The sequence below is a fragment of the Pseudomonas sp. NCHU5216 genome, assembly GCF_052156495.1.
Taxonomy (GTDB): domain Bacteria; phylum Pseudomonadota; class Gammaproteobacteria; order Pseudomonadales; family Pseudomonadaceae; genus Aquipseudomonas.
In genome coordinates, this window is sequence record NZ_JBQLIX010000035.1 from 1 (window position 1) to 14,101 (window position 14,101).

A 14,101-nucleotide genomic window follows, 5' to 3' on the forward strand; every position below is an offset into this window, starting at 1 on the left:
AATCCGATACCAGAAGCCTGGCATCGGATTTTCGTGGAAGCCCCGCGGGGGCTCAAATGCTTAAGTGAACAGCATTAGCCTCATCGAGGCGGTTTTTTTCGTTGACGGCTTACAGCCCGTTCTTGGCCTTGAACTCGCGACGACGACGATGCAGCACTGGCTCGGTGTAGCCATTGGGCTGCTTGGTGCCCTCGATCACCAGCTCCAGCGCGGCCTGGAAGGCGACGTTGTTGTCGAAGTCCGGGGCCATCGGGCGGTACAGCGGGTCATTGGCGTTCTGCCGATCCACCACCGGCGCCATGCGCTTGAGGCTCTCGACCACCTGCGCTTCGGTAACGATGCCGTGGCGCAGCCAGTTGGCCAGCAGTTGGCTGGAAATACGCAGGGTGGCACGGTCTTCCATCAGGCCGACGTCGTTGATGTCCGGCACCTTGGAGCAGCCCACACCCTGGTCGATCCAGCGCACCACGTAACCGAGGATGCCCTGAGCGTTGTTGTCCAGCTCGTTGCGGATTTCGTCCTGGCTCCAGTTGGTGTCCTTGGCCAGCGGGATGGTCAGAATGTCGTCCACCGAGGCCGGGGTGCGCTTGGCCAGTTCGGCCTGACGGGCGAACACGTCGACCTTGTGGTAGTGCAGCGCGTGCAGGGTGGCAGCAGTCGGCGACGGCACCCAGGCGGTGTTGGCACCGGACAACGGGTGGGCGATCTTCTGCTCGAGCATGGCGGCCATCAGATCCGGCATGGCCCACATGCCCTTGCCGATCTGCGCGCGGCCCTGCAGGCCGGTGGCCAGGCCGACGTCGACGTTGTTGTTCTCGTAGGCGCCAATCCAGGTCTCGCTCTTCATGGCCGCCTTGCGCACCACCGCGCCGGCTTCCATGGAGGTGTGGATCTCGTCGCCGGTGCGGTCGAGGAAGCCGGTGTTGATGAACACCACACGCTCGCTGGCAGCCTTGATGCAGGCCTTGAGGTTGACCGTGGTGCGGCGCTCCTCGTCCATGATGCCGACCTTCAGGGTGTTGCGCGGCAGGCCCAACACCTCTTCGACGCGGGTGAAGATCTCGCTGGTGAAGGCGACTTCTTCCGGGCCGTGCATCTTCGGTTTGACGATGTACACGCTGCCGGTGCGGGTGTTCTTGCGCGTGGTGTTGCCATTGAGGTTGTGAATGGCGATCAGGCTGGTGAACAGCGCGTCCTGAATGCCTTCCGGAATCTCGTTGCCAGCGGCGTCGAGAATGGCCGGGTTGGTCATCAGGTGGCCGACGTTACGCACGAACAGCAGCGAGCGGCCGTGCAGGGTCAGCTCGGAGCCGTCCGGTTTGGTGTAGACGCGATCCGGGTTCATGGTGCGGGTGAAGGTCTGGCCGCCCTTGGACACTTCCTCGGCCAGGTCGCCCTTCATCAGGCCCAACCAGTTGCGGTAGACCACCACCTTGTCATCGGCATCGACGGCGGCGACGGAGTCTTCGCAGTCCATGATGGTGGTCAGCGCAGCTTCCATCAGCACGTCTTTCACGCCGGCGGCGTCGGTGCTGCCGATGGGGCTGTTGGCGTCGATCTGGATCTCGAAGTGCAGGCCGTTGTGCTTGAGCAGCACGGCGATCGGCGCGCTGGCTTCGCCCTGGAAGCCAACCAGTTGCGCGTCGTCGCGCAGACCACTGTTGCTGCCACCCTTGAGGGAAACCACCAGCTTGCCGCCTTCGATGCGATAGCCGGTAGCGTCGGCATGGGAGCCAGCGCCCAGCGGCGCCGCCTCGTCGAGGAAGGCACGGGCGAAGGCGATAACCTTGTCGCCACGCACCTTGTTATAGCCCTTGCCCTTCTCGGCACCGCCTTCTTCGCTGATCACGTCGGTGCCGTAGAGGGCATCGTACAGCGAGCCCCAGCGGGCGTTGGAGGCGTTCAGGGCGAAGCGCGCATTCATCACCGGCACCACCAGTTGCGGGCCGGCGAGCTGGGCGATCTCTTCATCGACATTGGTGGTGCTGGCCTGGAAGTCGGCTGGCTCCGGCAGCAGGTAGCCGATTTCCTGGAGGAAGGCCTTGTAGGCAGCCGCGTCGTGGGCCTGGCCCTTGCGCGCCTGGTGCCAGGCGTCGATCTGCGCCTGCAGCTCGTCGCGTTTGTCCAGCAGAGCGCGGTTCTTCGGTGCCAGCTCGCCGATCACCGCGGCGGCACCGGCCCAGAACTTGTCGGCAGCGAGGCCGGTGCCAGGAATGGCTTCGTTGTTCACGAAGTCGTACAGGGCTTTGGCGACCTGCAGGCCACCGACTTGAACGCGTTCAGTCATCACTTGCCTCACTCTCTAGAGCTTTACGATAGCCGCATCGGAGACGGTCTGGCCGTCTTGTAGTCCTTGGCGCGGCATACTACATCAAGATTTCTGGAAAATGCACCGGAAGGGCGTCAGTCCGCGACCAAAGTTCTAATTTCAGTCACATGCAAAATCCTGAAGCCAGCAGTCCAAGGCATTGCAGCATACAAACCTGTTTTTTGTATACAGGATTACTGACTATTGAGAACAATGCCCTGAGCGCCTGCCCGCCTATACTGCAACGACCCCGTTGGAGAATGCCATGCTCGTTACCGCCGCAAGCCCATCCGACCTGAGCGACCTCGTCCCGCTGTTCGCGGCCTACCTGCGCTTCTATGAAGTGCCGCGCAGCGCTGAGGACATCCGTGCCTTCCTCGGTGCACGGCTGGCTCAGGGCGATGCGCAACTGTTGATCGCCCGCGATGAGGGTGGCCGAGCGCAAGGCTTCGTCCAGCTCTACCCCTTCCACTCATCCCTGGCGCTGCGCCCGGCTTGGTTGCTCAGCGATCTGTACGTCGAAGAGCACGCGCGCCGTGCCGGTGTTGGCGAAGCGCTGATGAATGCTGCTCGTGCCCATGCCGAAGCGCATGGCGCCTGTGGCCTGCAACTGGAAACGGCCAAGACCAACCTTGCCGGGCAGCGCCTGTACGAGCGCCTGGGTTACATTCGGGACGAGCAGTTCTTCACCTACTGGCTGGCGCTTGGCGATCAGTCCACTGGAACCCTGTGAATTAGAGAGGCTGTAGATGGATCATCTGGTATTGACAGTGATTGCCGAAGATCAACCGGGCCTGGTCGAGCGCCTGTCCGGCTGCGTCGCCGCCCACGGTGGCAACTGGCTGGAAAGTCGCATGGCGCGCATGGCCGGGCAGTTCGCCGGGATCGTGCGGGTGGAACTGCCGGCCGAGGCACATGGCGGCCTGATCAAGGATCTCGAGGCCATGAGCGCACAGGGCATCCGTGTGCAACTGGCGGCCAGCGGTAGCGAGCCGGGTGGGCGTTTCAGCTCGATCCGCCTGGAGCTGGTGGGCAATGACCGCCCCGGCATCGTGCGCGACATCACCCGCGTGCTGGCCGAACAGGGGATCAACCTGGAAAGCCTGCTCACCGAGGTCGCCCCGGCGCCGATGAGCGGCGAGTTGCTGTTCACCGCCGAAGCTCTGCTGGCGGTGCCCGAAACCTTGCCACTGGAGCAATTGCAGGCGCGCCTGGAAACCCTGGCCGACGATCTGATGGTGGAGCTGAACCTGCGCCAGGAGGAATGAAGCCAGGGCGGATGCAACGCCCAGCTATCCACGGCTTGCGTGGATCAAGCTGTGGATAAGCTGGGGAGCCTCGACGCCCTGACTAGTGCGCCGGGGCTTTCCGCTGAGCGAACAAAAAACGAGCAGGATCAATGACTTGTGCTGGCTCACAGGGGCAGGCGTAACACCGCTTGCCCGGCACGTGCCTTCCACGCACCGATTTGGTTCAGGGCACGCCTCTTGCTTGCCCACTCGGTCAACTACCCGTGGAATCCCTGCCCTGCCATGAATCTGCCTGCCACCCTGTTCACGCCGAGCTGGCCCGCCGAGCTGGAGCTGGCCTACGCGCGGCATGGCGAACGCACCACTCCAGTGCAGAGGCGCCATCTTGGCCCACTTAGAGTGCAAAAGCATCTGTATGCAGAAGGGCCAGAGGTCTGCCAGCACATCATCGTCCACCCGCCTGGCGGCATCGCCGGGGGTGACCGCCTGGATATCTCGGCCCATGCCGGCGAAGGCACCTGGGTACAGCTCACCAGTCCCGGGGCAGCCAAGTGGTATCGCGCCGCTGGCGTCGCCCATCAGGATCTACGCCTGCGCGTGGAAGCTGGCGCCACCCTGGAATGGCTGCCGCAGGAAACCATCATCTACGCCGGCGCCCAGGCCGAACTGCACACGCAGATCGACCTGCACGGCGACGCCCGCCTGCTGTACTGGGACATCATCGCCTTGGGCCGCCCGGCTGCCGACGAACGTTTCACCAGCGGCCATTTCCAGGCCGCGCTGGATATCCGCCGCGACGGCAAGCTGCTCTGGCACGAACGCCAGCGCATGGCAGGCGGCGACGGCCTGCTGGATTCACCCATCGGCCTCGACGGCCAGCCAGTATTCGCCACCCTGCTGGTAAGTGGCGAGGTGGACGCCGACCTGCTGGAGCGCTGCCGTGAACTGAAGATCGACGGCGTGCGCGGCGACCTCAGCCAGCTTTCCGGCCTGCTGGTCGCCCGTTGCCTGGCCAGCGAAGCGCTCAAGGCGCGGGCCTGGCTGATCGCCCTGTGGCGCCTGCTACGCCCGGCGCTGCTGGGGCGCGAGGCAGTGCCACCAAGAATCTGGAGCACATGACGGCGAACGTAAAAAGCGACATCCGCCCTACCACCACAGGCATTCCGGCGATGCCTGGCATACGCCCCAAGGGAGTAACACGATGGATCTGAGTCCACGCGAGAAAGACAAGCTGCTGATCTTCACCGCCGGCCTGGTGGCCGAGCGCCGCCTGGCCCGTGGGGTGAAGCTGAACTACCCGGAGGCCATGGCCTATATCTCCGCCGCCCTGCTCGAAGGCGCCCGCGACGGCCAGACCGTGGCCGAGCTGATGCACTTCGGCACCACCCTGCTGGCTCGCGATCAGGTGATGGAGGGCGTACCGGAGATGATCCCGGAAATCCAGATCGAAGCCACCTTTCCCGACGGCACCAAGTTGGTGACCGTCCACCAACCGATCGCCTGAACCATGGCCCACTCGATCACGGATGCCGGTGAAGCCGATCTGCCCGGCATCCTGGCCATCTACAACGACGCGGTGGAGTTCACCACGGCGATCTGGAACGAGACGCTGGTGGATCTCGCCAACCGCCGCACCTGGCTGGCCGAGCGCACGGCAGCGGGCTTTCCCGTGCTGGTGGCGCGCGATGCAACCGGCGAGGTGCTCGGCTATGCCAGCTATGGCGCCTGGCGCCCGCACGATGGCTACAAGCACACCGTCGAGCACTCGGTCTACGTGCGTGCCGACCAACGCGGAAAAGGCCTGGGGCCGGTGCTGATGCAGGCGCTGATCGAACGGGCCAGAGCGGCCAAGCTGCATGTCATGGTGGGGGCCATCGAATCGGAAAATACCGCCTCGATCCGCCTGCACCAGCGCCTCGGTTTCGTCACCAGCGGGCAGATGCCCCAGGTCGGCCGCAAGTTCGACCGCTGGCTGGATCTGACCTTTATGCAACTGATCCTCGGTGAGTGACCCCATGGACGTGACACTGCACATGCTCACCTCCGACGACTTCGCCGCTTACCGCCAGGGCCTGATCGCCCTGCTGCTCGATGCGGTCGAGCACGGTGCTTCGGTGGGGTTTCTCGCTGACCTCGACGCCCAGGGCGCCCATGCCTATTTCGCTCAGGTAGAGGCGGCGCTACTGGAGGGTTCGTTGCTGCTCTGGATCGCACACGAACGCGGCGAGGTATTGGGCAGCGTGCAACTCAGCCTGTGCCAGAAGCCCAATGGCCTGAACCGCGCGGAAATCCAGAAGCTGCTGGTGCTGAGCGAAGCGCGCCGACGCGGTATCGCCCGCCTGTTGATGCAGGCCGTCGAACAGGAAGCGGCGAGCCGCAAGCGCGGCCTGCTGTACCTCGATACCGAAGCGGGCAGCGACGCGGAACAGCTCTATCGCCACCTCGGCTACCAGTGCATCGGTGGCCTACCCGATTACGCCTGCGGCCCGGACGGCACCTACCGGGCCAATGCCATCTACTACAAGACGCTTGCGAGGCCTTCACCATGATTCCTGGCGAATACCAGATTGCCGACGGCGAGATCGAGCTCAATGCCGGTCGCCGCACCTTGACCCTGTCCGTGGCCAATAGCGGCGACCGACCGATCCAGGTCGGCTCGCACTACCACTTCTTCGAGACCAACGACGCCCTGCTGTTCGACCGCGCCGCCGCACGCGGCATGCGCCTGAACATCCCCGCCGGCACCGCCGTGCGCTTCGAGCCGGGGCAGAGCCGCGAGGTGGAGCTGGTCGACCTGGCCGGCGCGCGCCGCGTGTTCGGCTTCGCCGGGCGGATCATGGGCGATCTATAACCCGTAGGGTGCGCTGCGCGCACCAGACACAACACCGATAGCCGTGGTGCGCGTAGCGCACCCTACGAGGGCATTCAATGAAGATTTCCCGCCAAGCCTACGCCGATATGTTCGGCCCCACCGTCGGCGACAAGGTGCGCCTGGCCGATACCGACCTGTGGATCGAAGTCGAGAAGGATTTCACCACCTACGGCGAAGAAGTGAAGTTCGGCGGCGGCAAGGTGATCCGCGACGGCATGGGCCAGGGTCAACTCTGCGCCGCCGAGGTGGTCGACACCCTGATCACCAACGCGCTGATCATCGACCACTGGGGCATCGTCAAGGCCGACGTCGGCCTCAAGGACGGGCGCATCGCCGCCATCGGCAAGGCCGGTAACCCGGATATCCAGCCGGACGTGACCATCGCCATCGGCGCCGGCACCGAGGTGATCGCTGGCGAAGGCATGATCCTCACCGCTGGCGGCATCGACACCCATATCCACTTCATCTGCCCGCAGCAGATCGAAGAGGCGTTGATGAGCGGCGTGACCACCATGATCGGCGGCGGCACCGGCCCGGCCACCGGCACCAACGCCACCACCTGCACCTCCGGGCCGTGGCACATGGCGCGCATGCTGCAGGCCGCCGACGCCTTCCCGATGAACCTGGGCTTTACCGGCAAGGGCAATGCCTCGCTGCCCGAGCCCTTGATCGAGCAGGTCAAGGCCGGCGCCATCGGCCTCAAGCTGCACGAGGACTGGGGCACTACTCCGGCCGCCATCGACAACTGCCTGAGCGTGGCCGACCAGTACGACGTGCAGGTGGCGATCCACACCGACACGCTGAACGAATCCGGCTTCGTCGAAACCACCCTTGGCGCCTTCAAGGGCCGCACCATCCACACCTATCACACCGAGGGTGCCGGTGGCGGCCATGCGCCGGATATCATCAAGGCGTGTGGGTTCTCGAATGTGCTGCCCAGCTCGACCAACCCGACCCGGCCCTTCACCAAGAACACCATCGACGAGCATCTGGACATGCTCATGGTCTGCCACCACCTCGACCCGAGCATCGCCGAGGACGTGGCCTTCGCCGAGAGCCGTATCCGCCGCGAAACCATCGCCGCCGAAGACATCCTCCACGACCTCGGCGCCTTCTCCATGATCAGCTCCGACAGCCAGGCCATGGGCCGCGTCGGCGAGGTGATCACCCGCACCTGGCAGACCGCCGACAAGATGAAGAAGCAGCGCGGCGCACTGCCCGAAGACGCGCCGGGCAACGACAACTTCCGCGTCAAGCGCTACATCGCCAAATACAGCATCAACCCCGCCATCACCCATGGCATCAGCCATGAAGTGGGCTCCATCGAAGTGGGCAAGTGGGCCGACCTGGTGCTCTGGCGCCCGGCCTTCTTCGGCGTGAAGCCGACGCTGATCCTCAAGGGTGGGGCGATTGCTGCGAGCCTGATGGGCGACGCCAACGCCTCGATCCCGACGCCGCAACCGGTGCACTACCGACCGATGTTCGCCAGCTACGCCGGCAGCCGCCATGCCACCAGCATCACCTTCATCAGCCAGGCGGCATTCGACGCCGGCGTGCCGCAGCAGCTCGGTTTGCAGAAGCAGATCGGCGTGGTCAAAGGCTGCCGCGAGGTGCAGAAGACCGACCTGATCCACAACGGCTACCTGCCCAATATCGAGGTGGATGCGCAGAACTATCAGGTCAAGGCCGATGGCCAGTTGCTCTGGTGCGAACCGGCCGAGGTGCTGCCGATGGCGCAGCGATATTTCCTGTTCTGATCATGGCGGCTCGCCTGCACGGCAGGCGAGCCGGGGTTTGCGCAGCTTATCGGTTGGCACCGGACTGGTTAGTTTGTGTGTTGGCTCGTTGAGTGTTTTGGACGCCGCCTCGGTGTTTTCAGAGATTCCGGGGTTCGCCCCCTCGGGCGACTGAGCGAGTGGGCATTCCATAGGTTGCTCAGCGTGTTCTAGTGTCTGTGAAATCGCATATGGGTCGTCGAGTTAAACCAAAACTTTCATTCGTGCGGCTGCTCTTCGGTCAGCCCCTAGGCTGACCTTAAATTCAAGCGACAGAGTCCCAAAGAGTTACCGGAGGTTCAGGCGCGTGCAGAGCCCGCCCAGGAGGGCGAACGCAATCGCCGTGGAAGAGGTTGAGCGGCATGGATGCCGCGAAAGCCACGATGGGCCATGGATGGCCCACCGTGGCGGGCCTCTGGAGCGGCGATGGAGTGAGCGAACCCTCGCGAAGCGAGGGCCGGATGATCGGGCGGAAGGTTTTGGTTACTTTGCCCGCAAAGTGACTCGCCCGGGAGGGCGAAACCAAAAACATCAACAAAAACGCGGCAATTCGGAACAGGCGCAAGAACATCCAACACACAAATTTGTCAGTCCGCTCTCAATCCCCCCAAAAACTCACACCACCACACGCCGGCGCGAATTGATCCAGATATCCAGGCTATAGACCACCAACCCCGCCCAGATGCAGGCGAAGGCCATCAGCTTGGCGGGGTCGAAATGCTCGCCGAATAGCAGCACCGCCTGCAGCATCACCAGAGTCGGGGCGATGTACTGCAGAAAGCCCAGAGTGGTGTATGGCAGATGCCGCGCAGCGGCGTTGAAACACACCAACGGGATCAGGGTGATGGGGCCGGCCAGGGCCAGCAACAGCACCTCGCCGCTGCTCCAGAACTCGCCCTGGCTGCTCATCGCCGCCGGGTGCAGAGCCAGCCAGATCAGCGCCACCGGCAGCAACAGCCAGGTTTCCACCACCAACCCAGGCAGCGCCGCCACCGGCGCCTGCTTGCGAATCAGGCCATAGAAACCGAAGCTCAGCGCCAATGCCAGGGATACCCAGGGCAAGCTGCCCACCTGCCACACCTGCTGCAGCACGCCGAGGGCCGCCAGGCCCACGGCCAGCCACTGCAGACGGCGCAGACGCTCGCCGAGGATGAGCAAGCCAAGCAGCACGTTCACCAACGGGTTGATGTAGTAGCCCAGGCTGGCTTCGAGCATGCGGTCGTTGTTCACCGCCCACACGTAGATCAGCCAATTGCTGGCGATCAGCAGGCCACAGCCGGCCAGCACCAACAGGCGTTTGGGATGCTCACGCAATTCGCGCCACCAGCCTGGGTGCTTCCACACGGCCAGCAGCAAAGCCCCGAACAGCGCCGACCAGAGCGCGCGATGCACGATGATTTCCAGCGCCGGTACGGCCTGAAGCGCTTTGAAGTAGATGGGAAACAGGCCCCAGATGATGTATGCGGTCAGGCCCAGCAGATACCCGCGTTGCGGGTTGGCGGTGGTCATCAGGGCTCCTTGCGATGAATGACGAGCGCCGAATTCTAGTCGCCTAGCCCCCTTCTTGTCTGTCGATGACCTGCTAGCAGAGCGTTGAAAAGCTACCTGCTAGAGGTCACGCAACAGCAGCGCATACGCCAGATCGACGGCGGCTGGCAACGGCAGGAATACCCGGTGGCCGTCCCCCGGCGCCACGCTGATACGCTCGCCGTGACGGTTTTCCAGGTGCTCCAGAGTGAAGCGCAGATTGCCCTGCGGGGTCATCAGTTCGAGCGTATCGCCCAGCTCGAAGCGGTTCTTCACCTGCACCTCGGCCAGTTCGCCACGGCGTTCGCCGGTCAGTTCGCCGACGAACTGCTGGCGCTCGGCAAGGGAGTTGCCGCGCTGGTAGTTCTGGTATTCATCATGCACGTGGCGGCGCAGGAAACCTTCGGTATAGCCACGGTTGGCCAGCGCATCGAGGTCATGCATCAGAGCGATGTCGAAGGACCTACCGGCCAGCGCGTCGTCGATGGCGCGTCGGTAGGCCTGGGCCGTGCGTGCGCAGTAGAAGTGACTCTTGGTGCGGCCCTCGATCTTCAACGAGTGCACGCCCATGGCCAGCAGCCTTGGCACGTGCTGCAGTGCGCGCAGATCCTTGGAGTTCATGATGTAGGTGCCGTGCTCGTCCTCGAAGGCGGCCATCTGCTCGCCGGGGCGGCTCGCCTCCTCCAGCAGGAAGGCCTGGGTGGTCGGCGCGCCTTGGCCGAGGGTGGGTTCGACCAGCTGCACGATATCGCCGGTTTCGTTCTCTCCGGCTGGCGTGGCCTGGTACTGCCAGCGGCAAGCGTTGGTGCAGGTGCCCTGGTTGGGGTCGCGGCGGTTGATGTAGCCCGACAGCAGGCAGCGCCCGGAATAGGCCATGCACAGCGCGCCATGGACGAACACCTCCAGCTCGATGTCGGGCACCGCCTGGCGGATCTCCTCGATCTCTTCCAGCGCCAGCTCGCGGGAGAGGATCACCCGGCTCAGGCCCTGGCGCCGCCAGAACTCGACGCTGGCCCAGTTCACCGCATTGGCCTGCACGGAGAGATGGATCGGCATATGCGGGAAATGCTCGCGCACCAGCATGATCAGCCCGGGGTCGGACATGATCAGCGCATCGGGCGCCATCGCCACCACCGGTTCCAGATCCTTGAGAAAGGTCTTCAGCTTGGCGTTGTGCGGGGCGATGTTGACCACCACATAGAACTGCTTGCCCTGAGCGTGCGCCTCGGCAATGCCGATGGCCAGGTTGGCGTGGTCGAACTCGTTGTTGCGTACCCGCAGGCTGTAGCGCGGTTGCCCGGCATACACCGCGTCGGCGCCATAGGCGAAGGCATAGCGCATGTTCTTGAGGCTGCCGGCCGGCGACAGCAGTTCGGGAAAACGGGGCATGACCGCAAGCTCGGGAATCTGGGGGCTGGCGATTCTAGAGAACGGCACGACGCCGGCATTGATCTGGGTCTATCGATGCGCGGAAAAGCGCCCGAGTGAACGCCGTGGTGGTGCGCACAGCGCACCCTAAGCAATATCCGGCGTAAAAGGCACCCGTAGGGTGCGCCGTGCGCACCGATGCCGCCACGCTCAGCGCAAGGGCCCGCTAGCGACAAACCTGACGATAGAGCACCTCGTCCTTGTCGATACGCTTGAGCTGCGCCATCACGGGTTGCTGCTGGGCATCGAGCGGCAGCAGCTCGCCGGTCTGGCAGTTGAGCAGATGCGCCTGGTGCGAAACGTGATCGATGTGCTGCTTCTCGAAGCGATACAGCATGAACTCGGCCACCTGCGCATCGCCCACCTGGCGGCGCACGATGCTCTTGCTGTCGAGTACGGTGAAGGCCGTGGTAATCGGCAGGAAGTAGCTCCACGGGCGCCAGAACACATGGCCGGCCTCACTGGCCACCACTACAGACTCGGGCGGCTGCCGCTCGAGCTGGTGGTCGAACCAGGAATACTCGTAGACGATCTGGTAGCCCAGCATGCCGAGGCCGCCGAACAGCGGAACGATCCATTTCGGCAATCGATTGCCGGTGAGTTTGCGCAGCAACAGGGCTACGCCGGCAGCGCCGAGCCCCGCTACCACGATGGCGAGCAAAGTCCACAACATGGGGGATTCCTGAAATAGCACGGGCCTCCAATGGAGGCCCGCCTGTTAGACCCTGGCCACGCGATAGTGGCGTCAGGCCGGGATTATGCTCAGTGACCCAGAGCCGCGCCAGCACCTTTGGGGGTACGCACGCTTTCCACCAGATCCTGGATTTCCTGCGGCGGTGCGGCAGTGACGCGCGACACCGCGAACGCCACGGCGAAGTTGATCAGCGCACCGACGGAGCCGAAGGAAGCCGGGGAGATGCCCATGAACCACTGATCCGGGGTGTTCGGCAGGCTGTTGGTGCCCGGTATGAAGAACCAGCCCAGGTAGGTGAAGATGTACAGCAGCGTCACCACCAGGCCGACCACCATGCCGCAGATGGCGCCCTTGTCGTTCATGCGCTTGGAGAAGATCCCCATCATCAGCACCGGGAACAGGGTCGCCGCGGCTATCCCGAAGGCCAAGGCCACCACCTGTGCGGCGAAGCCCGGCGGATTGAGGCCCAGATAGGTGGCCAGCAGAATCGCGCACGCCATCGATATCCGCGCCGCGATCATCTCGTTCTTCTCACTGATCCTCGGGTTGATCAGGGTCTTGATCAGGTCATGACTGATCGCCGAGGAAATCGCCAGCAACAACCCGGCTGCGGTGGACAACGCCGCCGCGATGGCACCCGCTGCGATCAGGCCGACCACCCAACCTGGCAGGTTGGCGATCTCGGGGTTGGCCAGTACCAGGATGTCGTTGTTGACGGTCAGCTCGTTGCCGTTCCAGCCGCGCTCCTGAGCGGTGGCGGTGAAGGCCGGGGCGGCGTCGTTGTACATCTGGATGCGACCGTCGCCGTTCTTGTCTTGCCACTGGATCAGGCCGGTCTGCTCCCAGGTCTTGATCCACTGCGGACGCTCGGCATAGGTCAGCGCCGGGGCAGAAGTACCTTCCGGATAGATGGTGGTGACCAGGTTCAGACGCGCCATGGAGGCCACGGCCGGTGCGGTGAGGTACAGCAGGGCGATGAAGATCAGCGTCCAACCGGCGGACCAACGGGCATCAGCCACGCGCGGTACGGTGAAGAAGCGGATGATCACGTGCGGCAGGCCGGCGGTACCGATCATCAGCGACATGGTGAACAGCACCATGTTGAGCTTGTTGCTGACATCGGCGGTGTAGGCAGCGAAGCCCAGATCACGCACCACTTCATCGAGCTTCTGCAGCAGCGGCACGCCGGAGTCGACGTGATCACTGAACAGGCCCAGCGGCGGAATGGGGTTACCGGTCAGTTGCAGGGAGATGAAGATGGCCGGAATGGTGTAGGCGATGATCAGCACCACGTATTGCGCCACCTGGGTGTAGGTGATGCCCTTCATGCCGCCGAACACGGCATAGGCGAACACCACCGCCGCGGCGATCCAGATACCCGTGGAATTGCTCACTTCGAGGAAGCGCGAGAAGGCCACACCAGCACCGGCCATCTGCCCGATCACGTAGGTGACGGAGATGATCACCAGGCAGATCACCGCCGTCAGGCGCGCGCCACGGCTGTAGAAGCGATCACCAATGAAATCCGGCACGGTGAACTTGCCGAACTTGCGCAGGTAGGGCGCCAGCAGCATGGCCAGCAGCACGTAGCCGCCCGTCCAACCCATGAGGAAGGTGGAGTTGGCATAACCGCCGGCGGCAATCAGCCCGGCCATGGAGATGAAGGAGGCAGCGGACATCCAGTCGGCGGCGGTGGCCATGCCGTTGGTGACCGGATGCACGCCGCCACCGGCGACGTAGAACTCCTTGGTGGAACCGGCACGGGCCCAGATGGCGATACCAATGTAGAGGGCGAAGGACGCGCCCACGAACAGCATGTTGATTGCGAATTGGCTCATGACCACTACTCCTCGACGCCGAATTCTTTATCGAGTTTGTTCATTCGCCACGCGTAGTGAAAAATGAGCCCGATGAAGACGAGGATGGAGCCCTGCTGCGCGAACCAGAAGCCGAGATCGGTTCCGCCGACCACGATGCCGGTGAGCATGGGCCGCAGGATCATGGCGAATCCGTACGAAGCCAGTGCCCAGATGACCAGGCTCAGGGTGATCAGGCGGACGTTCGCCTTCCAGTACGCTGCTGCGGTTTTATCAGAAGTCATGGATGCCTCCGGTTATTGTTATTCTGATGCACCTTCAAGCTAGCAGTAGCTGAGCAAAAGCCAATAGATAGACATTGGTATTAGCTGCCCGCCCTACCCCCTCCCCCACCCCGAAAGCCTGCGCCGACGCTGAGCCAGACCGCGTT

Annotated in this window: 14 protein-coding genes; 8 read left to right on the forward strand and 6 right to left on the reverse strand. The window is 63.7% G+C overall.

Annotation, left to right across the window (positions count from 1 at the left end; all coding sequences use genetic code 11):
* Positions 1-109: 109 nt before the first annotated feature.
* Positions 110-2,287, reverse strand: a complete 2,178-nt coding sequence (locus tag ACSVIK_RS20235; RefSeq protein WP_442446009.1) for a malate synthase G — start codon at positions 2,285-2,287, stop codon at positions 110-112.
* 286 nt (positions 2,288-2,573) lie between these two features.
* On the opposite strand from ACSVIK_RS20235, the gene ACSVIK_RS20240 reads away from it, so the two are divergent.
* From ACSVIK_RS20240 to ureC, 8 genes are all read left to right on the forward strand, one after another.
* The gene (locus ACSVIK_RS20240; RefSeq protein WP_442446010.1) at positions 2,574-3,041 is read left to right on the forward strand and encodes a GNAT family N-acetyltransferase; all 468 of its coding nucleotides are present in this window, start codon (positions 2,574-2,576) and stop codon (positions 3,039-3,041) included.
* A 16-nt stretch (positions 3,042-3,057) separates the two neighbouring features.
* Positions 3,058-3,576, forward strand: a complete 519-nt coding sequence (locus ACSVIK_RS20245; RefSeq protein WP_442446011.1) for a glycine cleavage system protein R — start codon at positions 3,058-3,060, stop codon at positions 3,574-3,576.
* A 264-nt stretch (positions 3,577-3,840) separates the two neighbouring features.
* Positions 3,841-4,677: an urease accessory protein UreD gene (locus ACSVIK_RS20250; protein WP_442446012.1), complete on the forward strand. Its 837-nt coding sequence runs from the start codon at positions 3,841-3,843 to the stop codon at positions 4,675-4,677.
* A gap of 82 nt (positions 4,678-4,759) precedes the next feature.
* On the forward strand, positions 4,760-5,062 hold the full coding sequence (ureA, locus tag ACSVIK_RS20255; protein WP_004425162.1) for an urease subunit gamma: 303 nt from the start codon (positions 4,760-4,762) through the stop codon (positions 5,060-5,062).
* A 3-nt stretch (positions 5,063-5,065) separates the two neighbouring features.
* Positions 5,066-5,569, forward strand: coding sequence for a GNAT family N-acetyltransferase (locus ACSVIK_RS20260; RefSeq protein WP_442446013.1), 504 nt, complete (start codon positions 5,066-5,068; stop codon positions 5,567-5,569).
* 4 nt (positions 5,570-5,573) lie between these two features.
* On the forward strand, positions 5,574-6,107 hold the full coding sequence (locus ACSVIK_RS20265) for a GNAT family N-acetyltransferase (protein WP_442446014.1): 534 nt from the start codon (positions 5,574-5,576) through the stop codon (positions 6,105-6,107).
* Complete coding sequence (locus ACSVIK_RS20270) at positions 6,104-6,409, forward strand: urease subunit beta (protein ID WP_442446015.1); 306 nt, start codon at positions 6,104-6,106, stop codon at positions 6,407-6,409. The genes ACSVIK_RS20265 and ACSVIK_RS20270 overlap by 4 nt, the downstream gene beginning before the upstream one ends.
* 77 nt (positions 6,410-6,486) lie before the next feature.
* Positions 6,487-8,187 (forward strand): urease subunit alpha, encoded by a 1,701-nt coding sequence (ureC, locus tag ACSVIK_RS20275; protein ID WP_442446016.1) that lies wholly within the window; start codon positions 6,487-6,489, stop codon positions 8,185-8,187.
* Positions 8,188-8,820: 633 nt separating this feature from the next.
* Here ureC and rarD read toward each other — a convergent pair.
* The 5 genes from rarD to ACSVIK_RS20300 all read right to left on the reverse strand — a co-directional run bounded on the left by rarD (position 8,821) and on the right by ACSVIK_RS20300 (position 13,955).
* A complete protein-coding gene (gene rarD, locus ACSVIK_RS20280; RefSeq protein ID WP_442446017.1) occupies positions 8,821-9,714 on the reverse strand; it encodes an EamA family transporter RarD in 894 nt (297 codons plus the stop codon).
* A 99-nt stretch (positions 9,715-9,813) separates the two neighbouring features.
* Positions 9,814-11,121, reverse strand: coding sequence for a prephenate-dependent tRNA uridine(34) hydroxylase TrhP (trhP, locus tag ACSVIK_RS20285; protein WP_442446018.1), 1,308 nt, complete (start codon positions 11,119-11,121; stop codon positions 9,814-9,816).
* A gap of 205 nt (positions 11,122-11,326) precedes the next feature.
* Positions 11,327-11,833, reverse strand: coding sequence for a hypothetical protein (locus ACSVIK_RS20290; protein WP_442446019.1), 507 nt, complete (start codon positions 11,831-11,833; stop codon positions 11,327-11,329).
* Positions 11,834-11,922: 89 nt separating this feature from the next.
* On the reverse strand, positions 11,923-13,692 hold the full coding sequence (locus ACSVIK_RS20295; RefSeq protein WP_442446020.1) for a sodium:solute symporter family protein: 1,770 nt from the start codon (positions 13,690-13,692) through the stop codon (positions 11,923-11,925).
* A 5-nt stretch (positions 13,693-13,697) separates the two neighbouring features.
* Positions 13,698-13,955, reverse strand: a complete 258-nt coding sequence (locus ACSVIK_RS20300) for a DUF4212 domain-containing protein (protein ID WP_442446021.1) — start codon at positions 13,953-13,955, stop codon at positions 13,698-13,700.
* Positions 13,956-14,101: the final 146 nt, after the last annotated feature.